The organism is Tepidiforma sp. (genome assembly GCF_034432735.1).
Taxonomy (GTDB): Bacteria; Chloroflexota; Dehalococcoidia; order Tepidiformales; family Tepidiformaceae; genus Tepidiforma.
Genome location: NZ_DAOUBJ010000041.1, coordinates 1 through 23,546 on the forward strand (window position 1 = coordinate 1; position 23,546 = coordinate 23,546).

A 23,546-nucleotide genomic window follows, 5' to 3' on the forward strand; every position below is an offset into this window, starting at 1 on the left:
CGATGCGCCACGTCGACGCACCGTCTCGCGAGGTCGTGAACGCCCCGGACTCACCGGGGCGCGTCCTTTAGCGCCGCGCCGGCGGACCGCGGCTCGCCTCCCCTCCCCACGGAAACCCCGTGCCACCGACAGGCCCGACCGCTGGTCGCCCGCCCACCGGCCGTCGAATCATTCCATAAGAACTTCGTAAGAAACTTCTCCCGGCGCACCATCGCCGGATACCTCACCAGCCCCGACAGGAGACACCACCCGTGCCCGAAAAGATCTACATCTTCGATACCACCCTCCGCGACGGCGAACAGTCCGCAGGCGTCGCCTTCACCCCCGGCGAAAAACTCGAGATCGCCCGCCAGCTCGAAAAGCTCGGCGTCGACATCATCGAGGCCGGCTTCCCTTGCTCCACCCCCGGCGACCTCGAGGCCGTGCAGACCATCGCCCGCGAAGTCCGCGGTCCCGTCATCTGCGCCCTCGCTCGCGCCGTCCCGGCCGATATCGATACCGCCTGGGAAGCCGTCCGCGAGGCCGCCGAGCCCCGCATCCACGTCTTCATCAACTCCAGCGACATCCAAATGGCCCACCAGCTCCGCAAAGACCGCGAACAGGTGCTCACCCAGGCCGAGGAGATGGTGAAGCACGCCGCCAAATACACCAGCAACGTCGAATTCAGCCCGATGGATGCCACCCGGGCCGACCCCCGCTTCATTTTCGAAATCGTCCGCCGCTGCATCGACGCCGGCGCCACCACCATCAACATCCCCGACTCCGTCGGCTACGCCATCCCCGAAGAGCTCGGCGCCTTCTTCCGAGCCCTGTTCGAAAACGTCCCAAATATCCACAAAGCCCGCGTCAGCTTCCACGGCCAGAACGACCTCGGCCTCTGCACCGCCAATACCCTCACCGCCATCCAAAACGGCGCCCGCCAAGTCGAAGTCACCATCAACGGCATCGGCGAGCGTGCCGGCAATACCTCCCTCGAGGAAGTCGTCATGGCCATCAAGACGCGCAAAGACTTCCTCCCCTACTACACCGACATCAACACCCGCGAGATCTACCGCACCTCCAAGCTCGTCGAGATGTACTCCGGCATGCCCGTCCAGTGGAACAAGGCGATCGTCGGCAAAAACGCCTTCCGCCACGGCTCCGGCATCCACCAGGATGGCATCCTCAAGCTCCGCGAAACCTGGGAGATCATGGACCCGGCCGAAATCGGCATCCCCCAGGGCACGCAGCTCGTCCTCGGCAAGCTCTCCGGCCGCCACGCCTTCAAAGAACACATGGTCGAGCTCGGCTACGAACTCACCGACGAAGAGCTCAACCGCGTCTTCGCCGCCTTCAAGGAGCTGGCCGACAAGAAAATCGAAGTTGACGATCGCGACCTCGAAGCGCTCGTCAACGAAAACCTCCGCGCCATGGACACCGCCGGCTGGCGGCTCGACCTCGTGCAGGTCTCCGCGGGCGACCACGCCGCCCCCACCGCCACCCTTCGCCTCGTCGACCCCGATGGCAACATCCGCACCGACGCAGCCGTCGGCACCGGCCCCGTCGATGCCGTCTACCGGGCCATGAACCGCATCACCGGCCTCTCCCCCCGGCTCACCGAGTTCTCCGTCAAGAGTGTCACCGAAGGCATCGATGCCCAGGGCGACGTCACCATCCGCATCGAAGACGAACGCGGGCGCACCTACACCGGCCGTGCCGCCGATACCGATATCATCGTCGCCAGCGCCAAGGCCTACATGAACGCCCTCAACCGCATGCTCGTCACCCAGGCTCGCAACGCCGAGGTCCGTGCCAACCCCTGACCCCGTCGCCCGCGCCCCGGGGAGCGTAGAATCACCCTCCATGCCGGGAAACGCTCCCCGGGCGCGTATCTTTCATGGCTGGGTCGTCGTCGGCGCCGTCTTCGGCGTCCTCTTCGTCGCCTTCGGGGCGGCCTACTCCTTCGCCACCTTCTTCAACGCCCTTCGCGACGAGTTCGGCGCCACCCGAAGCGATATCTCCCTCGTCTTCGCCCTCGCCGCCTTCCTCTACTTCGGCCTCGGCTCCGTCACCGGCCTGCTCGCCGACCGGCTCGGGCCCCGCCGCGTCATCGGTGCGGGCATCCTCTGCATCGCCGCCGGGATGGCCGCGGCCTCCTTCGCCCAGGCCGTCTGGCAGGTCTACCTCACCTACTCCCTCGGCGTCGGCCTCGGCGTCGGGCTCGCCTACGTCCCCGCCGTCGGCGTCGTTCAGCGCTGGTTCATCCGCCGCCGCGGCATGGCCTCCGGCCTCGCTGTCGCCGGCATCGGCGCCGGAACGCTCGTCATGCCGCTCCTCGCCGCCGCCTGTATCGAAGCCTTCGGCTGGCGTCCGAGCTGGGTCATCCTCGCCATCGTCGCCCTCGCCATCGGCATCCCCTCCGTGCTCACCATCACCCCTTCGCCGGCCGACCGCGGCCTCCACCCCGATGGCGAGTCCGCGCCTCCGCCGATCGTCGGCCCCGCCGGCGGCCCAGCTGTCCGCGATGCCATCCATTCCGCACCGTTCTGGCTCCTCTTTGGCGCGGGCCTCTCGACCAGCATCGGCATCTTCGTCCCCTTCGCCCACCTCGTCCCCTACGCCCGCGACCACGGCCACTCCGAAGCCTTCGGCGCATTGCTCATCGGCCTCATCGGCATTGGCTCCATCGCCGGACGGCTGGTGCTCGGCGGGTCCGCCGACCGCCTCGGGCGGCGCCGCTCCCTTGCCGGCACCTTCCTCGCCATGGCCGCCTGCCTCGCCTGGTGGCTCGCCGCCACCGATGCCTGGGCGCTGGTCCTGTTCGCGCTCGCCTTCGGTGCAGCCTACGGCGGCTTCGTCGCCCTCATCCCTGCGCTCGCCGCCGATTACTTCGCCGGCCGCAGCTTCGGCGCCATCCTCGGCCTCATCTACACCGGTGCCGCCGTCGGGGCCCTCGCCGGCCCCACCCTCGCCGGTGCCCTCTACGACGCCCGCGAAAGCTACACCCTCCCCATCACGCTCGGCATCGCCCTCAACGGCATCGCCGTCCTCTGCATGGTGGCCCTCCGCGACCCCGAACGCCCCGCCCTCGCCGCAGCCAGCGCCCCCGCAGCACGCTAGCCGCCGCGGCTGCACAATGGAACCGTGAAACGCCTCGGTGGCCTCGCCCTCGTCCTCCTCGCCCTCGCCCTCGGCGGGTGCGGCCTCAAGGACAAGTCCTACGCCACCTCCCCCTCCCTCCGCGCCCTCATCGGCACGACCATCGGCAACGTCGCCTTCCGGCCCGCCGAATCGCCCCCAGCACCCACACCGCCACCCTCCGATTGGGAGCTCCATTTCTCACTCGCCACCTTCTCCCACCTCGAAAACGACCAGCCCAGCCTCCAAATCGTCCTCCAGGTGCGGACTCACCCCGGGGCCGGATTCGAACTCTGGCTGCTCGACGAATCCCGGCAAGTCGTCGCCCGTTGGTCGGCCGGCGCCACCACCAGCTACGTCGGCACCGTCTGCTTCCAGCTCGAACTCGCCCGTGACGGCGAAGCCGTGCCCCTCGGGAGCGGCGAACACCGCGCCATCGTCGCCTTCCGCCAATTCACGGGCGACATCGTGGCTGCCGCCGAGACCCGCGTCACCGGCAATACCCCGCGGCTCGATGGCGTCGTCCCCGCCCAGGGCAGTCCCGTCTACCGCGACGCCCTCGCCTGCCCCAAAGGCTCCTGAGCCGCTGGCCCTACGGCCTCCGCCAGGCGAGCCACTGCGCGATACCCAGCAGCAAGCAGGCATTCGCCACCGCCGAAATCAGCCAGCGCCCCTCCGGGCTGAAGCCGCCCCACGCCAAGAAGGCCACCACCCAGAGCGCTACCCCCGTTCCTACGTTCGCCACTGCCGCCCGCGGCAACCAGCCGATCGCGCGCTCGCGCGCCAGCCAGGCGAGCCCCACGCTCGCCGCCGCGAACAGGCCCCCGAGCAGCCAGAACAGCTCGCGCGGGAGGTCGAACCACGTCGCCAGCCGGCTACCGAGCGCGAAACAGGCAGCGGCCAGCACCGCTTCGAACAGCGAATCGGCCCACAGGATGAGGACCGCGGGCGAACGGAACGGGATCAAGTGGCGGTTGCGTCCAGGCATGCCCCGAGCGTAGCACGCGCCCTCGCTACGTCCGGCCCCCCGTCCGTCACAGCAAGACGAGGTTGTCGCGGTGGATCACCTCTTCGCCATACGAATAGCCGAGCGTCTCCGCGATCCGGTCCGAACGCAATCCGCGAATCCGCGCCAACTCATCGGCCGCGTAATTCACGAGGCCCGCGGCCACGCGCTGCCCCTCTACGTCGCGGACCTCCACCGAATCGCCCCGCTGAAAACTGCCATGAACGGCAGCCACCCCGGCAGGGAGCAGGCTACGCCCCCGTTGGCGCAGCGCCTCTGCCGCCCCAGCATCCACAGCGATCCACCCCGCGCGGGTGATGTTGCCCAGGATCCATCGCTTGCGGCTCTCCAACCGATCGCCCGCGGCCGGGAAGTACGTTCCCGGCGAATCGCCCCGTGCCGCCGCGATCAGCGCCTCGGGCTCCCTGCCCGAGCAGATCACCACGTCGACGCCCCCCTGCGTCGCGATGTGCGCCGCCCGCAGCTTCGTCGCCATGCCACCCGTGCCCGGCCCGTTCGCCCCGCCGCCCAGCGCCTCCACCCGCCCGTCGATGCGTTCCACCCGACGGATCAGCTGCGCCGAAGGATTGGTCCGCGGGTCCGCATCGAACAACCCCGCCACATCCGTCAGAATCACCAGCAGGTCCGCATCGATCAGGTTCGCCACGTAGGCCGAAAGGCTGTCGTTTTCGCCGATGCGCGTCGCCAACACCTCGTCCAGCGCCACCGCATCGTTCTCGTTGATGATCGGCACCGTTCCCGCAGCGATCAGATCGCGGAGCGTATTCCGGGCGTTCAGGTAGGCGAGCCGGTCCGAAAGATCCCGCCGCGTCAGGAGCACCTGGGCCACCACTGTATCGTGCCAATCGAACAGCTCGTCCCAGCTCTGCATCAAGTGGCTCTGCCCCACCGAGGCGATCGCCTGCCGGCTCAGCGCCCGGATCGTCTCTCCGCGGCCCCGCAGCCGGTGCCGGCCAGCCGCCTGCGCCCCGGACGACACGATCGCCACCTGGCAGCCCGCCTGGCGCAGCCGCACCACCTGCCCCACCAGCCGCGACATCGTCTCCAGATCGAGCCGGTCCGACCCTGCCGTCAGCAGGCTCGTCCCGAACTTCGCCACAATCCTTCGGTAACGCACGCCACAAGTAGAACGCGCCCGCCGCGAACGCGAAAGCGCCCCCTCAGCCCCGCCCCCCGAATCGCGCCAACTCGCGTTCCAAGTCCAGCGGCCGCGTCACCGCGTCCCGGTCGTACGGCCCCCACTCCTCCCGCGGCACCATCCACATCACCTCGAACTCGTTCCCATCCGGATCCCGGCCATAGAGCGACTTCGTAGCACCGTGGTCGGATTGCCCCGTCAGCGCCCCCAGCTCGGCCAGCACCTGCCGCATCGCCGCCAGGTCCTCGATCGTCTCCACCTCCCAGGCGAGGTGGTAGAGGCCAACCTGCTGCCCAGTGAACGGACCCCGAGCCGCTGGCCCGAGCGAGAACAGGCCCAGGTCGTGATGGTTCTCCGAGCCCGCCGCACGGAGGAAGACCGCGCGGCCGTCCATATCCGCGATAACCTCGAACCCGAACGCCTGCTCGTAAAAGGCCGCCGCCCGTCGGGCATCCCGGACGAACAGCACCGCGTGATTCAGCCTCCTCACCCGAGCCATCTCACCTCTCCCCCGGTACGTTTTCCTCCCATCGTACTCCCACCCCAGCGCCTAGCGTCCGCCGGCGCTCAGCCTCGCCTCCTGCCGCAGGTCGGCGGCTGCCAGAGCCCGCTGGCGATCCTCCGCGACTCGCTCCGAACGCGACACCACCTGCAAAAGCGCCACCGACACGATCACCGTCGCGCCCATCAGCATCAGCGTCTCGCGAATCCCGATCTGGTCGGCCACGATCCCGATCGGCAGCGCGAACAGCCCGAAGAGGCTCCAGCTCAGCATCGCGATCGACTGCACCCGCCCGTGGTACTCGTGGTCCGTGCTCGACATCGTCAGCGCATTGTTGAGCCCCTGGAATCCGCTCGCCAGAGCGCCCACCGCGACCATCACCACCAGGCCCACGACCAGATTCGTCGTTGCACCGAGCGCGATCAGCGAACCGCCGAAGGCCATCGCCAAAACTGGCTGCCAGAACCACGCCCGCCGGCTCTCGGCGAACGTCGCCACGAGCACCGTCGCCGCCACCGCACCCACCGCCCCGAACGATTGGAGCAGGCCGAGCCCGCCCGAGCCAGCATCGTAGACGTCGACCGCCACCGAAGGCAGGAACGACTGATACGGAAAGCCGACCATCACCACCGCGAACCCCGTCAGGATGAGGAGCGCCAGCGAAGGCCGGCGCCGAACGTAGCGCACCCCGTCGAACAGGTCGCGCAGCGGCGAAGCGGCCCCTTCCCGTGGCTTCGGGTTGCCCGGCGGCAGCCGGAACATCGTCGCCATCGCGATGAAAAAGCCCAGCGTCGTCATCAGATACACCCCGCCCGTGCCAATGAACGCCACCGCGATGAACGCCCCAGCCAAAGAGGGCCCGATCACCCGCGTCGAGTTCATGCTCAGCTGCTGCAACACCACCGCGTTCCCGATACCGTCCCGCCCTACCAAGTCGCCGATGAACGCCTGACGCGCCGGCCCCACGAACGCGAACCCCGCACCCTGGACTACCCCCGCCACGATCAGCATCCAGTAGGCGATGTGGCCCGTCATGATCATCACCGCCACCCAGAGCGAATTCAGCGCGATGACCGCCTGCGCCACCACCAACAGATTCCGCTTCGGCACCCGGTCCGCCACTACCCCACCCCAAAGCCCCAGCAACAACTGCGGCACGCCGAACGCGATCATCACCCCGCCGAGCGCCGTGTTCTTCCCCGTCAGGTCATAGGCGAGGTAGCCCCGCGCCACGATCTGCATCTGCATCCCGAGAAACGAAAACAGCGTCCCGAACCAGAGCAGCCGGAACTGGCCGTTCTCGAGCGCGTAGAACGTCCGGCGGAGCCAACCAGCCAGTGCCTTACCCTCACGTCAAGGTTGCGGGAACCCAACCCTACCACATCCGCCCCGCCCGGCCTACCAGGCCGCCCGCAGCCCTACGCCGCCGTCACCGTGAACGACGTGCGCATCCCCTTCTCGTAGTGCGAGATCACCTGCTTGCCCACCTCTTCCACCACCGTACAGGCCAGCTCGTACTCGCCCGGCACCAGTTCCACCTCCAGCGCCGCAGCCTCGCCCATCGCCAGATTCCGCACCTGCCCGACCAAATCCCACGTGCCATCCGGAGCCTTCCTCAGCACCTGGAGATCGTGCACATTGCCACCCTCGCCCATGCCATGGGCGTGTTCCATCTCGTGAACCGCCCAAAACGTCACCTTGCCCGCCTTCACGCTCGAAACCGCCGGCTCCACCGCCCAGTTTCGCAGCCCCACCCGAATCGCCCCCTCCGGAGGCGTGTCCATCGCCGACATATGGCCGTCCCCGGCCATGTGCGTCGCGCTGCCCATTGCACCGTGCCCCATCGTCGACGAATCGTCGCCGCCACAGGCCCCCACGACCCAAGCCGCCAACACGACCGTTGCGCCAATCACGAAATACCTTCTCACGAGACACCTCCGTGATCAGGATACCCCCCTTTCCCATTGCCACAAGCCCGGGCAAACCCCCGGTAAAAGCGTAAACTCCGGCCAACCCCCACCCGGAGCACGCCATGGCCGACATCCGCGACCTCGCCGAACGCCTCTGGAACGGCGAACTCACCACCAGCGACCTCCACCCCGTCGCCTGGCGCCACCCCGAAGGCCAGGAGATCGCCGAGGGCGTTCTCTACTACAAGGGCATCGCCTGCGCCAACACCATCGATACCGGCGAAGGCCTGGTCATGCTCGATACCGGCGCCGTCAACGATACCCAACCGCTCCACCAACAGGTCCGCCGCTGGCGCCCCGATACCCCCCTCCGCGCAGCCATCTTCTCCCACCACCACGTCGACCACATCTTCGGCGTCGGTCCGTTCGAAGCCGAGGCCGCCGAGCGCCGTTGGCCCCGCCCGATCGTCTACGGCCACGAACTGCTCGCCTGGCACTTCGCCCGCTACCAGCGCACCCTCGGCTGGAACACCGCCATCAATCGCCGCCAATTCGCCATCGACGTCCCCCACTTCCGCTGGCCCGAACACTACCGCCTCCCCGACGTCACCTACACCCGCGGGCTCACCTTCCGCCAAGGCGACCTCACCTTCGAACTCCACCACACCCGCGGCGAAACCGAAGACGCCACCTGGACGTGGATACCCGAGCGCAAGCTCCTCGCCCCCGGCGACCTCTTCATCTGGGCCCTGCCCAATGCCGGCAACCCCCAAAAGGTCCAACGCTACTGCAGCGAATGGGCCGCCGGCCTCCGCGAAATGGCCGCCCTCGGGGCAGAAATCCTCCTCCCCGGCCACGGCCTCCCCATCTTCGGCGCCGCCCGCATCCGCCAAGCCCTCCACGATACCGCCGAGCTCCTCGAGAGCATCGAATCGCAAGTCCTCGCCCTCATGAACACCGGCTGCACCCTCGACCGCATCATCCACGAAGTCACCCTCCCTCCCCACCTCCTCGAGAAGCCATACCTCCGCCCCGTCTACGACGACCCCCAATTCCTCGTCCGCAACGTCTGGCGCCTCTACGGCGGCTGGTACGACGGCGAGCCCGACAACCTCCTCCCCGCGCCCCGGGCAGAGCAGGCACGCGAATGGGTCGCCCTCGCCGGTGGGCTCGACCACGTCCTCCAGCGCGCCGCAGCCCTTCGCGACGAAGGCAACCTCCGCCTCGCCTGCCACCTCGTCGAATTCGCCGTCCTCGCCGAGCCTGGCTCCCGCCCCGCCCACGACCTCCGCGCCGAGATCTACGCCGCGCGGGCCGCCCTCCAGCCCTCCTCCATGGCGCGCAACATCCTGAATCACGCCGCCCTCGCCAGCCGCCAGGGCCGCCGCGACCTCGCCGGCGACGCCTAGCTCGCCGCTGCCCGAGAGACCCGCTCGATCGTCCCGCCGCCGAGCACCTCCTCGCCCGCGTAGAACGCGATCGCCTGCCCCGGCGTCAGCGCCCGCTGCCGTCGCTCGAATCGCACCACCGCACGCCCCGGTCCCACCTCCACCAGCACCGCCGCCGCCGGCTCCGCCCGATAGCGCGCCTTCGCCGCCAGCGCCGTGCCCGCCGGCGGCGCCGCGCCCGCCACCCAACTCACCTCCGCCACCTCCGCCGTGTCCGAAAAGAGCGCCTCCTCCGGCCCGATCGTCACCACGTTCCGTTCCGCATCGATCGCCGTCACGTAGCGCGGCTCGCCGGCCGCCACCCCGAGCCCCCGCCGCTGCCCGATCGTGTACGCCGCGATGCCCCGGTGCTGCCCGACCACCCGACCCGCCTCGTCGCGCAGCTCCCCCGGGATAGCCGGCACCCGCGCCTCCACGAACGCCCGGTAATCGTTGCCCGGCACGAAACAGATCTCCACACTGTCCGGCTTCGCCGCCACATCCAGACCCAACCGGGCGGCATGGCCGCGTACCTCCTCCTTCGTCAGCCCACCCACGGGCAACAACAGCCGCTGCAGCTGCTCCTGCCCCAACATGTACAGCACGTACGACTGGTCCTTCGCCAAATCCGCCGCACGCAGCAACCGGTAGCGCCCTGCCGCCTCGTCCCGCACCACCCGCGCATAATGGCCCGTCGCCACGAACTCCGCCTCCAACGCCGGCAGCCGCTCCAGGAGCGCCCGGTACTTGATGTGCTCGTTGCACCGCACGCACGGATTCGGCGTTCGGCCCGCCGCATACTCCCGCACGAAGCGGTCCACCACGTGCTCCCGAAACTCCCGCTCGAAATTCATCACGTAATGCCGGATACCGAGCTGGCCCGCCACCCGCCGCGCATCGTCAATATCCTCGATGCTGCAACACTGCTGATGCCCGCGAAACTCCTCCGGCCGCTCCTCCGTCCACAGCCGCATCGTCACCCCGACCACTTCGTAGCCCTGCTCGACGAGCAGCGCCGCCGCTACGGAGCTATCCACCCCGCCCGACATCCCGACGACGACCCGGGCACCTGCCATAGCCTGTGTTACCATTCCCTTCGCCCGCAGCGGCGGGCAGGAGTTCGCGTCTGAGCCCCGAGAACCTCGCGCAGCGCGCCGTCGATGTGCTCTCCGAGCATAAAGCGCTCGATATCGCCCTCATCGACATCTCGCGGGTCACGACGCTCACCCACTACTTTGTCATCGCAACCGCACAATCGCCACTCCAGTTCGACGCCCTCGTCGAGTACCTCGAACGCGACCTCGGCCCCCGCGGCATCGCCCTCCGCCACCGCGAAGGCTCCCCCGAAAGCGGCTGGGTCCTCCTCGATTTCGGCGACCTCATCGTCCACCTGTTCACCGCCGACCAGCGCGCCTACTACCGGCTCGAAGAACTCTGGGGGCGCACCTCCCCCGTCGTTCGCTTCGCCGATTGAGCCCCCCGCCCCGCCTTAGCCACCTCCCCGCGGGCGCTCCCCGTAGTCCCCGAACGGCGCATCGCGCCGCCGAATCGTCTCTCGGAAGCCCAACTCGCGGAAACTCTCCACCCAGCGCAGCGCCTCCTCCGTGTGCCGGGTGATACCGTCGAAAAGCGTGCCCAATAGCTGCGTCGTCCGCAGCCCCATGTTCTCGAAGGCCTGATTGATCAGGAGCTTGTTCAGCGCCAGCTGATTCGCCGGAATATTCCGGAATCGCCGCGCGTACGCCTCCGTCCGTTCCGCCAGCTCGTCTGCCGGATACACGTGCGAAACGAGCCCGATCCGGTAGGCCGTCGGCGCATCGATCTGGTCGCCCGAAAGCAGGAACTGCTTCGCGTGCTCCAGCCCCAACCGGTACACCCAGAGCATCGTCGTCGGCGTCCCGTAAATCCGCGAGGGCGGATAGCCGATGATCGCGTCCTCCGCCATGAAAATCAGGTCCGCGCAGAGCAGCAAATCCGTTCCCCCGCCCAGCGCATAGCCGTGCACCTGCGCGATCACCGGCTTCGGACACTCCCAGAGGCTCATGAACCGCCGCATGTTGTGGCCCATGAACTGCAAATCCCGCACCGGGTCCCAGGCCCCTGGCCGCGGCTCCGGATGGGGCGCATCGAACCGGCGTGGCCACGGCACCCCATCGCCACCTGGATTGAGGTCGTACCCCGCCGTGAACACCCGCCCAGCCCCGCGCAGCACGATCGCCGAAACCGCCGCCGAGGCCGTCGCCCGCTCCACCGCATCCGCAATCCCTTGGATAACCGCCTCGTTCAGCGTATTCAGCTTCTCCGGGCGATTCAGCGTCACGATGGCGATGCCATCCCGTTCCTCGTAGAGCACCGGCTCGGCCACGCGCGCCAGTATACGCCCGCTCACCACCCCCGAAATCCCCAGCTCCAGCCCCGCCCCAGCGGCGCGCACCGCCGAGCTCGTCCCCGACCCGTCGCTCCACCCGTCGCCCTGCGCCGCGCCGGCACTCGGCCCAGGCGCCTCCCGCTCCACGGCGGAGGAACGCATCCCCCGCGAACCGCACCGAGGGCTCTAGCACTCTCGCGCGCCGAGTGCTAATATGCCCTCGCTACCCAAACACCAGCAGCATCCCATAGGAGGAAGCACACCCCATGGCTGCCAAGACCGCGACCAAGACCGCGACCAAGTCCAAGCTCATTCCCCTCGCCGACCGCGTCGTGATCGTCCCCCTCAAGCAGGAGGAGATCACCGCTAGCGGCCTCGTCATCCCCGACACCGCCAAGGAGAAGCCCCAGCAGGGCGAAGTCGTCGCCGTCGGCCCCGGCCGCCTCGACGACAACGGCAAGCGCGTTCCCATGGATATCGCCGTCGGCGACCGCATCCTCTACGCCAAGTACACCGGCACCGACGTCAAGATCGACGGCCAGGATTACATCGTCCTCAACGAAAAAGACATCCTCTGCAAGGTCGAATACTAAACCTTCCCACTCCGCCGGGGGCGCGCAGGCCGGGCCATCACCCGCCGCTGACGCGCCCCTCCGTGCGATGAACGGAGCATTTCCATGGTTGCCAAGCAACTCCTCTTCGATGAGTCCGCGCGCCGCCGCCTCCGCGATGGCGTAGATGCCCTCGCCGATGCCGTCAAAGTCACGCTCGGCCCCCGCGGCCGCAACGTCGTCCTCGATAAAAAATACGGCGCCCCCAACGTCACCAAAGACGGCGTCACCGTCGCCCGCGAAATCGAACTCGAAGACCCCTTCGAGAACATGGGCGCCCAGCTCGCCAAACAAGTCGCGACCAAGACCAACGACGTCGCCGGCGACGGCACCACCACCGCCACCGTCCTCGCCCAGGCCCTCGTCCACGCTGGCATGAAAGTCGTCGCCTCCGGCTACAACCCCATGATCGTCAAGCGCGGCATCGAAGCCGCCCTGCGCGCCGCCGTCGACGACCTCCGCGCCCAGGCCAAACCCGTCCTCACCAAAGAACAAATCGCCCACGTCGCCTCCATCTCCGCCAACGACAAGGAGATCGGCGAACTCATCGCCGACGTCATGGAGAAAGTCGGCAAAGACGGCGTCATCACCGTCGAAGAATCCCGCGGCATCAAGTTCGAGACCGAATTCGTCGATGGCCTCCAGCTCGACCGCGGCTACGTCTCACCCTACTTCGTCACCAACCCCGACCGCATGGAAGCGGTCATCGAAAACCCGTACATCATCATCACCGACAAGAAAATCTCCTCCGTCCAGGAGATCCTCCCCCTCCTCGAAAAAGTCCTCCAGGTCACCAAAGACATCGTCATCATCGCCGATGACGTCGAAGGCGAAGCCCTCGCCACCCTCGTCGTCAACAAACTCCGCGGCACCATCAACGTCCTCGCCGTCAAAGCCCCGAGCTTCGGCGACCGCCGCAAAGCTATCCTCGAAGATATCGCCATCCTCACCGGTGGCACCCTCATCACCGAAGACATCGGCCTCAAGCTCGAAAACGCCACCGTCGCCGACCTCGGCCGCGCCCGCCGCGTCGTCGCCAACAAGGACGACACCACCATCATCGAGGGCATGGCCAGCGACGAAAAGATCCAGGCCCGCATCAAGCAGATCAAAGCCCAGATCGAAGACGCCACCAGCGAATTCGACCGCGAAAAACTCCAAGAACGCCTCGCCAAGCTCGCCGGCGGCGTCGCCGTCATCAAAGTCGGCGCCGCCACCGAAGTCGAGCTGAAGGAAAAAAAGGCGCGCGTCGAGGACGCCCTCAGCGCCACCCGCGCAGCCGTCGATGAAGGCATCGTCGTCGGCGGCGGCGTCGCCCTCATCCGCGCCCAGAAAGCCCTCGAGGCGCTCGAAAAGAAGACCGAAAACGAGGACGAGAAAGTCGGCATCCGAATCGTCGCCGAAGCCCTCGAAGCACCCACCTTCACCATCGCCGAAAACGGCGGGCTCGAAGGCGCCGTCATCGTCGACCGCGTCAAGAAGCTCACCAACCCCAACGAAGGCTGGGATGCCGAGACCGACACCTGGGGCGACATGTACGAGCTCGGCATCGTCGACCCCGTCAAAGTCACCCGCTCGGCGCTCGAGAACGCCGTGAGCATCGCCGCCCTCGTGCTCACCACCGAGACGCTCGTCGCCGAAATCCCGCAGCCGCCCGCCGCTCCGCCACCTCCACCCGAGGAGTACTAGGCCCGCCGGCAACGCCTGCACCAACACGGCCCCGGTCCAATTGGACCGGGGCCGCGCATCTATCATCAGCCCGCCGGCTCAGTCGAAGAGCAGCACCGTCCGCGCCACCTCGCCCGCCTTCATCGCCCGGAACGCCTCGTTCACATCCTCCAGCCGCCCCGTGCGCGTAATCATCTCGTCCAGCTTCAGCCGCCCCTGCAGGTAGAAATCCACATACCGCGGCATATCCTTCAGGAACCGGTTCGAGCCCATCGACGAACCCTGGATGCGCTTCTCCTGCAAGAAGCTCGGACCATCTAGCTCCACCTTCTGGCCCACCGGGATCATGCCGATGATGGTCGCCGTCCCGCCGATCGCCAAGCATTCGAACGCCTGCTCGGCAGCGCGCTTCAGCCCGATCGCCTCGAACGAATACTCCACGCCCCCACCCGAGATCTCCCGGATCGCCTCCACCGGGTCGCGGCTCGAAGCATCCACCACGTGCGTCGCGCCCAGCTCCTTCGCCTTCGCCAACTTCGACTCCACCGTATCCACCGCAATGATCATCCGCGCACCCCCGATGCGCGCTCCCTGGATCGCGGCCAGCCCCACGCCACCACACCCGAACACCGCCACCGAGGCCCCCGGCTCCATCTTCGCCGTGTTCAACACCGCCCCCACACCCGTCGTCACCCCACAGCCGATGAGCGCCGCCGCCTTTAGCGGCATATCCTCCCGAATCTTCACGATCGCGTTCTCGTGGAGCAGCATCTTCTCCGCATAGGCACCCAGATTCGCGAACTGCCCCACCGGCCGCCCGTTCCACGTCAGCTTCGGCGGCAGGTCCGGGCTGCGCTGCCGGCTCGGCGCCCGGCACAGATTCGGCCGCCCGCTCACACACATCTCGCAGTGCCCGCAGAACACACTCAGGCAACAGATCACGTGATCGCCCGGCTTCACATAGGTCACCTGGTCGCCCACCTCCTCCACAATCCCCGCCGCTTCGTGCCCGAGCACCGCCGGCGCCTGCAGCGGGTAGAGCCCATCCACGAAGTGCAAATCGCTGTGGCAAACCCCCGAGGCAACCGTCCGAACGATTACCTCACGGCCCCGCGGCCGGTCGATCTCCACCTCCTCGATCGTCAGCGGCTGGTGCGCCCCGTGAAATACCGCGGCCTTCATCGGTCATGCCCTCCTTCTCCCTGCCGAACTGGCGCGCGGAGTCTACCCCATTCATCGCCCGCAGGGGCGAACCATCACGAACGCTCCTTCAACAAGTCCCTGATCTCCCGCAGCAACGCGATATCCTCCGGCGTCGGCACATCGGCCGCAGCCTCGCCCCGCCGCCGCCGCTCCAACAGCACGTTCACCGGCTTGATGATCAAGAAAAAGATCACCGCCGCCACGATGACGAAATTCACCACCGCCTCCAAGAACAGCCCGAACTCGAGCGTCGCATCGCCAATGGCCAGGTCGATGTTGCCGAAGCTCGGCTGACCGAAGATCGCCGCGATGAACGGCGTCAAGAGGTTCGCGACCAGCGAATTGATCACCGCCGTAAAGGCAGCCCCGATGACCACCGCAATCGCCAGATCGAGCACGTTGCCGCGCAGGACGAAATCCCGAAACTCCTTCACGATGCCAATCATCCGTCGCCTCCTGCCCCATCAGGGGCGCGCAGGATGGCGGATTCTTCACGGACCACCCACCGCGCGTCAACACCCGGCCGTGCGGGCCAGCGAATCGCGAGCGCACCCCGCCCGCTCGCGCACGGGGGCACGGCCCCGCGGCTCGCCTACGCCAACCGCCGCCGCCCGATGAACCGCTTCGGCAGCCGAACCGTGAACGTCGCCCCCTCGCCCGGCTTGCTCGCCACCGTCGCCGTGCCCCCGTGCGCCCGCACCAGGTGCTTCACGATCGCCAAGCCAAGCCCCACTCCCGCGCTCGCCCGCGCCGCATCCGACTTGAAGAACCGCTCGAAAACCCGCGGCTGATCGTGCTCGGGAATCCCCGGGCCCTCGTCCCGCACGAAAATCGCCACCAAGTCGCCCTCGTCCCGCGCCTCGACCCACACTCTCCCGCCCGGCGGCGACCATTTCACCGCATTGTCCAGCAGGTTGGTCGCGATCCGAAGCAGCGCCGAGCGGTCGGCTTCCACCTCCATGTCCGCCCCCTCCACCACCACCGTTACATCGCCAGCCTGCGCTCGCGCCTGGAGCAGCCCCGCCGCCTCCGCTAGCAGCTGCCCCACATGCACCGGCTCCGGCTTCAGCTGGATCGCCCCCGACTCGATCCGCGAGAGGTCGAGCAGCTCGTTCACCAGCGTCGTCAACCGGTCCACCTGCCGCAGAATGCGCTCGTAGAACGCCGGCGTCTCATCCGGCTCGACCCCGTCGGCGAGCGTCTCCACCATCGCACGGATCGACGCCAGCGGCGTTCGCAGCTCGTGCGAAACGTTCGCCACGAAGTCCCGCCGCACCTGGTCCAGCCGCTGCACCTCGGTCAGGTCCGTCAAGATCAAGAGCACCGCCCAATCGCCCCCCTCGCGGATCGGCAGCGCCGCCGCCCGGAGCGGGACCCGCCCAGGCCCGAAGCTCACCACCGCCACCTGTCCCCGCCCCTCCGCCGCCGCGCGCTGCGCGAGCGCCTCGAGCTCGTAGTCCCGCGCCACCTCGATCAGCGGACGGCCGATCGCCTCCGCCATGCGGACCCCGAAGAGCGACGTCGCCGCCGGGTTCAGGAACCGAATCGACGTATCCGCGCTCAGCGCCACCATCGGGTCGGACGAGGCATCGAAGACCGCCTCCAGCCGGGCGTGTTCGAAGGCCACCGTCTCGAACAGCGTCGCCACCCGTCCAGCCATCACGTTGAACGCCCGCGTCAATTCACCCGCAGGCCCGGGCTCGTCCGGCACCTGCTGGGCGAGCTCGCCCTCCGCGATGCGCTCGGCCGCCTCGACCACCGTGCGAACGGCCCGCGAAGGCCGCCAAAAGGCGAAGTACCCGACCGCCGCTCCCAGCCCCGCCGTCAACGCGAACGCTGCCACCTCCCGAACACCCGGCCCGTCACTGAGCAGGCCAACGAGAAAGCCGACAACGGCCGCCACCAGCGCGATGCTCGCGCCCCGCGCCGCGAGGTCCCTGCTCATGGCTCAGCCTTCGAACAGGTAGCCGCTCCCCCGGATCGTCCGCAGCCTGCTCGGATTCGCTGGGTCGTCCTCGATCTTCTGGCGCAGCCAGCGCACATGGACATCCACCGTCCGCGGCCCGCCGTAAAAGTCGTACCCCCACACCTCGTCGAGGATCTGCTCACGCGTGAACACCTTTCCCGGGTGTTGCGCGAAGAATAGCAGGAGTTCGAACTCCTTCGGCTTCATGCGCACCAGCCGCCCGCCCCGCGTCACCTCCCGACGCTCCCGGTCCAACGTCAGATCCCCCGAGATGATCACACTCGGCCCCTGGTCTGGCACCGCCCTTGGCCCCGAACGTCGCAGGAGCGCCCGGATGCGCGCCATCAACTCCCGCATCCCGAACGGCTTCGCCAAATAGTCATCCGCCCCCGTGTCGAGCCCCGCCACCCGATCGCCCTCCCCGCCCAAAGCGGTGAGCATGATGATTGGCACATCCGAATCCCGCCGCAGCATGCGGCAGACCTGGATGCCGTCGATGCCCGGCAGCATCACGTCGAGCACGATGAGATCCGGTTGCTTCTCCCGCGCCAGCCGCAACCCATCGTCCCCCCGGGCGGCCGTCAGCACCTGATATCCCTCCCGCTTCAAGTTGTGCGCGAGCGTGAACAGGAGGGATTCCTCGTCTTCCACGACCAACACCTTCGGGTGCCGTTCTAGCGCCGCGACCATCGTCAATTCCCATCGTACGACGTCGTGTTAACGGAAAGGGAACGGATAGCCCCACGGCGCGCTCCGCCCGAGCGAGCTACACTCGAAACGGTGACGTCCACGCCCACGCCTCGCTCGCGCCAGACCGCCGGCTACGTTGCCCTCGCCCTCGCCGTCATCCTCGCGGTCGGCGCTACTGCCTACTTCTTCCTCTTCGCCCCCGACGAAGCGAGCGCCCCCACAGCCCCCGTCCTTCCCCAGGTGTACCCCGATACCGGCCCCATCGATCCCGAACGGCCCGAGATCGGCAAACCCGCGCCCGACTTCGCCCTCGTCGATGCCCGCGATACCACCGTCGTCCGACGCCTCTCCGACTTCCGCGGCAAGGTCCTCCTCCTCAACTGGTACGCCAGCTGGTGCGACCCCTGCCAGCGCGAAATCCCCGCCTTCATCGCCGCTCGCCAAGCCCTCGCCGGCCAACTCGAAATCGTGGGCGTCGACTACCTTGAACCACCGGAGAAGGCCCTCGGCATCCTCGACCGGCTCGGCGCCGATTACCCGGCCCTCCTCGATGCCGATGGCTCCGTCGCCAACCATTACCGCATCCCCGGGATGCCCACCACCTTCCTCATCGGCGCCGATGGCACGCTCCTCGCCATCCGGGCCGGCGAACTCCGGGAAGCGGAGCTCGCCACCTTCCTCGCCAAGGCTGGCCTCACCTACAATCCCAACTAGGCGAACCCACGCCACCGGACCACCGGGCCTGGGCAAACGGCCCGAATGGTCGCAACGTCGTGTTCAAAATTCGTTAAGGTATCGAAAGCCGGTCACGTCCCGCCTGGTGCGGAGGGGGCCATGCAGCGCATGTTCGATGCCCTGGCCTTCCATCTCCCATCCCACCCGCTCGAAGCGGTGGCGCTGCTCCTCGCCGTCGCTGTGACCGCCGCCGCCTGGACCCGCATCGGCGGAGCCCCGACCGGCCTCCTCGCCACCGCTGGCACCCTCGGCAGCTTCATCCAAATCGGCCACCCCGCCATCCCCCTCGCCATCGCCGCCGTCGGCCTGCTCCACCTGCACGCCGGCCGAACCATTCCCCCAGGCCGGTTCGCCCGCGAGGTCGCCATCGTCCTCGCCGGCTACCTCGCCTACGAGGCGGGCCGCTTCGCCGTCGTATCCGAGCCCGCTCCCGCCATCCGCAACGCTGAACGCATCGTCGATCTCGAACGCGCCTTCGGCCTCTTCCGCGAACGCGACATCCAGCAGCTTCTGACTGGCCCCTCGCCCGTCGTCGATGCCTGGAACCTCCTCTACTCCCACGCCTTTCTCGCCGTCGTCATCGGCGCCCTCCTCTGGCTCGTCGTCGCCGACCCGCCCCGCTACCGCCTCTATCGCAACGCCCTCGGCGCCTCGGCAGCCATCGCCCTCCCGCTCATCGCCCTCTTTCCCGTCGCGCCGCCTCGCCTCATCCCGGCCCTCGGCATCGACGACACCGTCATCAGCGCCGGCAACCCGCACCACTTCGCCAACGAATACGCCGCCATCCCGAGCCTCCATGTGGGCTGGATCGCGCTCACCGGCTGGATTTTCGCCCTCCCGCTCCGAGGCTGGCAGCGGCGGCTCGTCATGGTCGGGCCCGGCCTCGGCATGCTCCTCGTCGTCATCGTCACCGGCAACCACTACTGGTTCGATGGCCTCGTCGGCGCTGTCGTCTCCATCGGCCCGGCCGTGGCCTCGCAGCATTCCGCTCCCCTGCTCCGCTTCGCCCGCGAACTCGCCGCCGCCGCTCGGTCGCTCCCCTCTGTCGCCTGCCGCGACCCCCGCGGCCGATTCAGCGCCCTCTCGCTCGGTGGCCTCTTCATCTACCTCGGCCTCGCGCGGGTCGTGAACCCCGGATTCACCGACTTCTGGGGCTACCTCTTTTTCCAGGTCGGCGCGACCTTGCTCCTCCTCCTCCTCGCCGAAGGCCTCTTCGCCCGCGAGGGCGGCCTCAGCTGGTACACCCACGGCATCGCCGTCATCTGCACCTGGGCCGACGTCCTCGGCACCGACGGCGACCTCTACGCCCGCATCGACGAATACGACAAACTCACCCACTTCATGGGCACCGCCGCCTTCACCGCCGCCGCCTGGGAGATCCTCCGCGCCGTTGCCCTGCGCACCAGGTCCACAAGGCCCCCGCGTGACCGTTTCTTCCTCGCCGTCGCGATCGGCATCGCCGCCGGCATCGGCTGGGAGGTCTACGAATACCTCGGCGACGTCGTCTTCCAGACCACCCGCACCCAAGGCCGTTGGGATACCTTCAACGACCTCGTCAGCGACTCCGCCGGTGCCATCGCCATCGCCGCCCTCCTCTGGTGGCAGGAGCGACGCGTCGCCCTCGCCCTCCAATCCGGGCCCATGCCCCCGCGCCCGTGAGGCGCCCATCTCACCCGCCGTCGCCTTCGCGACGTCAGTCCTCCGGCGCCACTGCCCCGCCCCCTACCCCGTCAGCGCCGAATAGACGATCGCCCGCAGCTCGCGCCGAATGTTGTAGGCGTTCGAGGGCATCAACTGCGTCATGAAAATCACCACCAGATCCTCCATCGGATCGACCCAGAACGTCGTGCTCGCGGCCCCGCCCCACGAATACTCGCCCGGCGTGCCCGAAATCTGCGCCTTCGCCGGGTCGAGCGTCACCGAAAAGCCAAGCCCGAAGCCAATCCCCGCGAACGTCGTCTCCGCCCAGCGCCCCAGCGCATGGCTCGCCAAGTCCTTGCCATCCGGCAAGTGGTTCTCCGTCATCAACTCGAGCGTCTTCCGGCCGATGATGCGCACCCCATCGAGCTCCCCATCGTTCGACAGCGCCGAGCAGAACCGGAAATAGTCGCCGATCGTCGAGACCAACCCACCGCCACCCGAGAAGAACGTCGGCTCGCGCAGATAGGCGCTCTCCGCCGGGTCGTCGATGAGCCGGATCCCTCGCGGCCCCGCGCCGTAGCAGGCCGCGAACCGCTCCGCCTTCTCCGGCGGCACCCAGAATGCCGTGTCGCGCATCCCCAGCGGCTCGATCACGTTCCGAGCCAAGTAGCGGTCGAACCGTTCCCCGCTGATCACCTCCACCAAATAGCCACACACGTCCGTCGAGACCGAATAGTTCCAGTGCTCCCCTGGCGAAAACTCCAGCGGCAGCTCCGCCAGCGCCTCCACCATCCCCCGTAACGTCCCGTTCAGCTCCACCGTCCCGATCTTCCGCTCGCGGTACATCGCATCCACATTCGTCCGCTCCAGGAACCCGTAGGTGAGCCCGCTCTGATGCGTCAGGAGATCGCGCACCGTCATCGGTCGGCTCGCCGGCTTCGTCACGAGCGTCGGCCCGCTCCCCATCACATACACCCGGAGATTCGCCCACTCCGGAATGAACTTCTCGACCGGGTCGTCCAGCTGCACCAGTCCCCGCTCGTAGAGCTGCATCAGCGCGATCGAGGTCAGCGGCTTCGTCATCGAATAAATGCGGAAGATCGTGTCCGCGCGCATCGGCACGTTCCGCTCGCGGTCGGCAAGCCCATACGCTGCCAAGTGGCCGATCTCGCCCCCGCGTCCCACGAGCACCAGCGTCCCAGCGAGCCGGCCCGAATCAACGTACCGGCGGAGGTGCTCATCCAGGTAGCCCAGCCGAGTCGGATCGAGCCCAAGGTCCGTCGGCGACGAAGTTTCCAGTACGGCCATCCTGCATCCCCTGCGATAGGTTCCGCCGGGAGCCTACCAGACCGCCCCGCCGTCCGTCGCCTACACCAGCGCCACGATCGCCGGCAACACCTCGCCGATCGGCTCCCGGATGACCGCATGCGCCAGCTCGTCGTAGGGCGTCTCCTGCGCGTTGATAATCACCAGTCGCGCGCCATTGCGAAGCGCCACTTCGGGCAGATACGCAACCGGGTAGACCGTCAGCGACGTGCCGATCGCCAGGAACAGCTCGCACCGCGCCGCCGCCCGCTCCGAGCGGGCGTAATCCTCCGCCACCAGATTCTGCCCGAACGAGATCGTCGCCGATTTCAGGATACCGCCGCACCGCCGGCAGGGCGGGTCGTCTTCGCCCGCGCGGACCCGCTCCAGCACCCGCTCGATCGGGCCTCGCTCGCCACAGCCCATGCAGACATACTCCCGGAGATTGCCGTGAATCTCGACCATTCGCCCGAGCGAATTCCCGGCCTTCAGGTGGAGGCTATCGATGTTCTGGGTGACGAGCAGCTCCAGCTTCCCCTTCCGCTCCAGCTCGGCCAGCGCGAAGTGCCCGGCGTTCGGCTCCGCATCCGTCCAAAGCCCACCTTCGGCGCGGCCCCGCCAGGTGCGAATCCGCAGCTCGCGGTCGGCCAGATAGTTCTGGAGCGTCGCCGCCTTCTCGGCGCCCGGATTCCTCGTCCAGAGCCCATTCGGACCCCGAAAATCCGGAATCCCCGATTCCGTGCTGATTCCAGCGCCCGTCAGCACCACCGTCGCGGCGCTCTCGCGCAGCCACTCGGCCACCTGCCGGATCCGCCCATCGACCTCCGCAGGCATTTCCACCCTCCTCTGCCGGGCCTCGGATGCCCAGCGCATCGTCGATTCTGGCCCGCCGCCCCCTCGCCCGCCACCCACCGAACAGCCCCGTGCTCCGTGCTGCGCAGCCCGGGGGCCGGCTGTCAGCACGGAGCGCCCGCCCAGGGGGCGCCCGCCCGGTTCAGGTACCGGCAGGCCCCACGAACGTAATCTCCCGCCCGAGCGCGGCCAGCCCGAGCGAGTGCTGCAACTCGTCCGTCTTCCACGCCATCACGTTCCCGCCCACCATGTCGCGGAAGATCCGCTCCAGCGGCCGCGCCCGCACGTAAGCATGCGCCCCGCAGACCCGCATCGCTCCCGCCGCGACCTCCTCGCTCATCCGCCGCAAGTGGTAGACCACCCGGACCAGATAGCGCGTGAAGGCCTGCGCCGAATCGAACGGCGTCTCCAGCCGGCGCACCGCCTCGTAGAGCACCGTGCGGCCCGTCTCCAGCCAGTAATCCATCTCGCCGATAGCGAACTGCGCCCACGGCTGGTCGGCCCGATATCCCGGCTGCGTCGCTCCGAGCGCCACCATCGGGCCCGCCAGGTAGCCGTGCCGCTCCTTCACGTAGGCCACCGTGAAGTCGAACGCCGCCTGGGCCAGCCCCAGCCAAATCGCCAGGATGCCGAGCGCCCCCCGTGCCCGCATCTGGCTCTGCACATTCACCACCTTCGCCTGCGCCTCCAACACCATCCGCAACATCGCCGCCGGGATGATCAGCACCTCCGACTTCGGCAGCCGGGCCTCCTCCGCCACGATGTCGTGGCTCGCCGTACCCCGCAGCCCCATCGCATCCCAGTTGCCCAGCACGCAGATCCCCGGCGTCGCCAGCTCCGGAATCGAAATCACCACGTCCGGTTCCTGGCCCTCCGGCTTCTCCAGGAGCCCGCCGATGAGCGCGTACTTCGCCCCCTCGCTCATACTCGCGAATCCGGCCCGGCCGTTCACCACCACCCACTCCCCCTCGTCGCGGAAACGGAATCCCGCCTGTCGGTTGTCCAGCTGCCCCGTCGGGATCGACCCCGGCCCGCAGATCAGCGCACCGTTGCGACCAATGTCCGCGAGCACCCGGTTGCGGCGCTCGAACGGCGGCATCGATTCCAGGAAGCTCGCCACCAGCACGTGCATGTTCAGCGCCACCGCCGTCGAACCATCCCCGTACGCCACCTCCTCCATCACACGCATCTGCCCCTCGGCGCTGATCCCCAGCCCACCCAACTCCGGCCCCAGCGCCATCGATGGCACCCGCAACGCGAGCAACTCCTCGATGTTCTCCCGTGGGAACCTCCCCTCCCGGTCGTACATCGCCGCTCGCTCCTGCCACGGCCCGCGCGCCAGCTCACGCACCCTCCCGATGAGCTCCACTTCCCACGCTTCCATTG

Annotated in this window: 23 protein-coding genes; 9 read left to right on the top strand and 14 right to left on the bottom strand. The window is 68.1% G+C overall.

What is annotated here, in order from left to right; genetic code table 11:
- The first annotated feature begins 251 nt into the window (after positions 1 to 251).
- Genes VAE53_RS04145 through VAE53_RS04155 form a run of 3 tightly spaced genes read left to right on the top strand, consistent with a single transcriptional unit; the run spans position 252 to position 3,699 of the window.
- Positions 252 to 1,802 carry a 2-isopropylmalate synthase gene (locus VAE53_RS04145; RefSeq protein WP_322818103.1) on the top strand — a complete coding sequence of 517 codons (1,551 nt, stop codon included), beginning with the start codon at positions 252 to 254 and terminating at the stop codon, positions 1,800 to 1,802.
- A gap of 40 nt (positions 1,803 to 1,842) precedes the next feature.
- Positions 1,843 to 3,099 carry an MFS transporter gene (locus VAE53_RS04150; protein WP_322818104.1) on the top strand — a complete coding sequence of 419 codons (1,257 nt, stop codon included), beginning with the start codon at positions 1,843 to 1,845 and terminating at the stop codon, positions 3,097 to 3,099.
- A gap of 24 nt (positions 3,100 to 3,123) precedes the next feature.
- Positions 3,124 to 3,699, top strand: a complete 576-nt coding sequence (locus VAE53_RS04155) for a hypothetical protein (protein ID WP_322818105.1) — start codon at positions 3,124 to 3,126, stop codon at positions 3,697 to 3,699.
- A 10-nt stretch (positions 3,700 to 3,709) separates the two neighbouring features.
- On the opposite strand, the gene VAE53_RS04160 is transcribed toward VAE53_RS04155, so the two are convergent.
- From VAE53_RS04160 to VAE53_RS04180, 5 genes are all read right to left on the bottom strand, one after another.
- Entirely contained in the window at positions 3,710 to 4,105 is a 396-nt protein-coding gene (locus tag VAE53_RS04160; protein ID WP_322818106.1) for a hypothetical protein, read from the bottom strand.
- 46 nt (positions 4,106 to 4,151) lie between these two features.
- Complete coding sequence (proB, locus tag VAE53_RS04165; RefSeq protein WP_322818107.1) at positions 4,152 to 5,261, bottom strand: glutamate 5-kinase; 1,110 nt, start codon at positions 5,259 to 5,261, stop codon at positions 4,152 to 4,154.
- Positions 5,262 to 5,304: 43 nt separating this feature from the next.
- Positions 5,305 to 5,781, bottom strand: a complete 477-nt coding sequence (locus VAE53_RS04170; RefSeq protein WP_322818108.1) for a VOC family protein — start codon at positions 5,779 to 5,781, stop codon at positions 5,305 to 5,307.
- Positions 5,782 to 5,832: 51 nt separating this feature from the next.
- Positions 5,833 to 7,122, bottom strand: coding sequence for an MFS transporter (locus VAE53_RS04175; RefSeq protein WP_322818138.1), 1,290 nt, complete (start codon positions 7,120 to 7,122; stop codon positions 5,833 to 5,835).
- Positions 7,123 to 7,202: 80 nt separating this feature from the next.
- On the bottom strand, positions 7,203 to 7,697 hold the full coding sequence (locus VAE53_RS04180; RefSeq protein ID WP_322818109.1) for a hypothetical protein: 495 nt from the start codon (positions 7,695 to 7,697) through the stop codon (positions 7,203 to 7,205).
- A gap of 119 nt (positions 7,698 to 7,816) precedes the next feature.
- Here VAE53_RS04180 and VAE53_RS04185 point away from each other — a divergent pair, with 119 nt between their 5' ends.
- Positions 7,817 to 9,103 (top strand): alkyl sulfatase dimerization domain-containing protein, encoded by a 1,287-nt coding sequence (locus tag VAE53_RS04185; RefSeq protein WP_322818110.1) that lies wholly within the window; start codon positions 7,817 to 7,819, stop codon positions 9,101 to 9,103.
- Here VAE53_RS04185 and mnmA read toward each other — a convergent pair.
- Positions 9,100 to 10,197: a tRNA 2-thiouridine(34) synthase MnmA gene (mnmA, locus tag VAE53_RS04190; RefSeq protein ID WP_322818111.1), complete on the bottom strand. Its 1,098-nt coding sequence runs from the start codon at positions 10,195 to 10,197 to the stop codon at positions 9,100 to 9,102. The two genes, VAE53_RS04185 and mnmA, sit on opposite strands and share 4 nt — an antisense overlap.
- A gap of 5 nt (positions 10,198 to 10,202) precedes the next feature.
- Here mnmA and rsfS point away from each other — a divergent pair, with 5 nt between their 5' ends.
- Positions 10,203 to 10,595, top strand: a complete 393-nt coding sequence (gene rsfS / locus VAE53_RS04195) for a ribosome silencing factor (protein WP_322818112.1) — start codon at positions 10,203 to 10,205, stop codon at positions 10,593 to 10,595.
- Between the two features lie 15 nt (positions 10,596 to 10,610).
- On the opposite strand, the gene VAE53_RS04200 is transcribed toward rsfS, so the two are convergent.
- Positions 10,611 to 11,651, bottom strand: a complete 1,041-nt coding sequence (locus VAE53_RS04200) for a crotonase/enoyl-CoA hydratase family protein (RefSeq protein WP_322818113.1) — start codon at positions 11,649 to 11,651, stop codon at positions 10,611 to 10,613.
- A 104-nt stretch (positions 11,652 to 11,755) separates the two neighbouring features.
- Between VAE53_RS04200 and groES the strand changes: the two genes are divergently transcribed.
- Both groES and groL read left to right on the top strand, forming a co-directional pair.
- Entirely contained in the window at positions 11,756 to 12,082 is a 327-nt protein-coding gene (groES, locus tag VAE53_RS04205; protein WP_322818114.1) for a co-chaperone GroES, read from the top strand.
- An 84-nt stretch (positions 12,083 to 12,166) separates the two neighbouring features.
- On the top strand, positions 12,167 to 13,789 hold the full coding sequence (groL, locus tag VAE53_RS04210) for a chaperonin GroEL (RefSeq protein ID WP_322818115.1): 1,623 nt from the start codon (positions 12,167 to 12,169) through the stop codon (positions 13,787 to 13,789).
- Between the two features lie 78 nt (positions 13,790 to 13,867).
- Here groL and VAE53_RS04215 read toward each other — a convergent pair whose 3' ends face one another.
- The 4 genes from VAE53_RS04215 to VAE53_RS04230 all read right to left on the bottom strand — a co-directional run bounded on the left by VAE53_RS04215 (position 13,868) and on the right by VAE53_RS04230 (position 17,588).
- Positions 13,868 to 14,950 carry a Zn-dependent alcohol dehydrogenase gene (locus VAE53_RS04215; protein ID WP_322818116.1) on the bottom strand — a complete coding sequence of 361 codons (1,083 nt, stop codon included), beginning with the start codon at positions 14,948 to 14,950 and terminating at the stop codon, positions 13,868 to 13,870.
- A 74-nt stretch (positions 14,951 to 15,024) separates the two neighbouring features.
- Positions 15,025 to 15,417, bottom strand: coding sequence for a large conductance mechanosensitive channel protein MscL (gene mscL / locus VAE53_RS04220; protein ID WP_322818117.1), 393 nt, complete (start codon positions 15,415 to 15,417; stop codon positions 15,025 to 15,027).
- A gap of 146 nt (positions 15,418 to 15,563) precedes the next feature.
- Positions 15,564 to 16,916 carry an ATP-binding protein gene (locus tag VAE53_RS04225; protein WP_322818118.1) on the bottom strand — a complete coding sequence of 451 codons (1,353 nt, stop codon included), beginning with the start codon at positions 16,914 to 16,916 and terminating at the stop codon, positions 15,564 to 15,566.
- 3 nt (positions 16,917 to 16,919) lie between these two features.
- Positions 16,920 to 17,588 (bottom strand): response regulator transcription factor, encoded by a 669-nt coding sequence (locus VAE53_RS04230; RefSeq protein ID WP_322818119.1) that lies wholly within the window; start codon positions 17,586 to 17,588, stop codon positions 16,920 to 16,922.
- 129 nt (positions 17,589 to 17,717) lie between these two features.
- Here VAE53_RS04230 and VAE53_RS04235 point away from each other — a divergent pair, with 129 nt between their 5' ends.
- A complete protein-coding gene (locus VAE53_RS04235; RefSeq protein ID WP_322818120.1) occupies positions 17,718 to 18,341 on the top strand; it encodes a TlpA disulfide reductase family protein in 624 nt (207 codons plus the stop codon).
- 120 nt (positions 18,342 to 18,461) lie between these two features.
- Positions 18,462 to 20,021 (top strand): phosphatase PAP2 family protein, encoded by a 1,560-nt coding sequence (locus VAE53_RS04240; protein WP_322818121.1) that lies wholly within the window; start codon positions 18,462 to 18,464, stop codon positions 20,019 to 20,021.
- Between the two features lie 63 nt (positions 20,022 to 20,084).
- On the opposite strand, the gene VAE53_RS04245 is transcribed toward VAE53_RS04240, so the two are convergent.
- From VAE53_RS04245 to VAE53_RS04255, 3 genes are all read right to left on the bottom strand, one after another.
- Positions 20,085 to 21,311 (bottom strand): serine hydrolase domain-containing protein, encoded by a 1,227-nt coding sequence (locus VAE53_RS04245; protein WP_322818122.1) that lies wholly within the window; start codon positions 21,309 to 21,311, stop codon positions 20,085 to 20,087.
- A 60-nt stretch (positions 21,312 to 21,371) separates the two neighbouring features.
- The gene (locus VAE53_RS04250; protein WP_322818123.1) at positions 21,372 to 22,142 is read right to left on the bottom strand and encodes an NAD-dependent deacylase; all 771 of its coding nucleotides are present in this window, start codon (positions 22,140 to 22,142) and stop codon (positions 21,372 to 21,374) included.
- 160 nt (positions 22,143 to 22,302) lie between these two features.
- Positions 22,303 to 23,544, bottom strand: coding sequence for an acyl-CoA dehydrogenase family protein (locus VAE53_RS04255; protein WP_322818124.1), 1,242 nt, complete (start codon positions 23,542 to 23,544; stop codon positions 22,303 to 22,305).
- Between the last annotated feature and the right edge of the window lie 2 nt (positions 23,545 to 23,546).

Coding starts and splice junctions, on each gene's coding strand:
- mnmA (WP_322818111.1), bottom strand. CDS start 10,197: ATGGCAGGTGCCCGGGTCGTCGTCGGGATGTCGGGCGGGGTGGATAGC.
- VAE53_RS04245 (WP_322818122.1), bottom strand. CDS start 21,311: ATGGCCGTACTGGAAACTTCGTCGCCGACGGACCTTGGGCTCGATCCG.
- groES (WP_322818114.1), top strand. CDS start 11,756: ATGGCTGCCAAGACCGCGACCAAGACCGCGACCAAGTCCAAGCTCATT.
- VAE53_RS04170 (WP_322818108.1), bottom strand. CDS start 5,781: ATGGCTCGGGTGAGGAGGCTGAATCACGCGGTGCTGTTCGTCCGGGAT.
- VAE53_RS04255 (WP_322818124.1), bottom strand. CDS start 23,544: ATGGAAGCGTGGGAAGTGGAGCTCATCGGGAGGGTGCGTGAGCTGGCG.
- VAE53_RS04240 (WP_322818121.1), top strand. CDS start 18,462: ATGCAGCGCATGTTCGATGCCCTGGCCTTCCATCTCCCATCCCACCCG.
- VAE53_RS04160 (WP_322818106.1), bottom strand. CDS start 4,105: ATGCCTGGACGCAACCGCCACTTGATCCCGTTCCGTTCGCCCGCGGTC.
- VAE53_RS04225 (WP_322818118.1), bottom strand. CDS start 16,916: ATGAGCAGGGACCTCGCGGCGCGGGGCGCGAGCATCGCGCTGGTGGCG.
- VAE53_RS04185 (WP_322818110.1), top strand. CDS start 7,817: ATGGCCGACATCCGCGACCTCGCCGAACGCCTCTGGAACGGCGAACTC.
- VAE53_RS04250 (WP_322818123.1), bottom strand. CDS start 22,142: ATGCCTGCGGAGGTCGATGGGCGGATCCGGCAGGTGGCCGAGTGGCTG.
- VAE53_RS04150 (WP_322818104.1), top strand. CDS start 1,843: ATGCCGGGAAACGCTCCCCGGGCGCGTATCTTTCATGGCTGGGTCGTC.
- groL (WP_322818115.1), top strand. CDS start 12,167: ATGGTTGCCAAGCAACTCCTCTTCGATGAGTCCGCGCGCCGCCGCCTC.
- mscL (WP_322818117.1), bottom strand. CDS start 15,417: ATGATTGGCATCGTGAAGGAGTTTCGGGATTTCGTCCTGCGCGGCAAC.
- VAE53_RS04200 (WP_322818113.1), bottom strand. CDS start 11,651: ATGCGTTCCTCCGCCGTGGAGCGGGAGGCGCCTGGGCCGAGTGCCGGC.
- VAE53_RS04215 (WP_322818116.1), bottom strand. CDS start 14,950: ATGAAGGCCGCGGTATTTCACGGGGCGCACCAGCCGCTGACGATCGAG.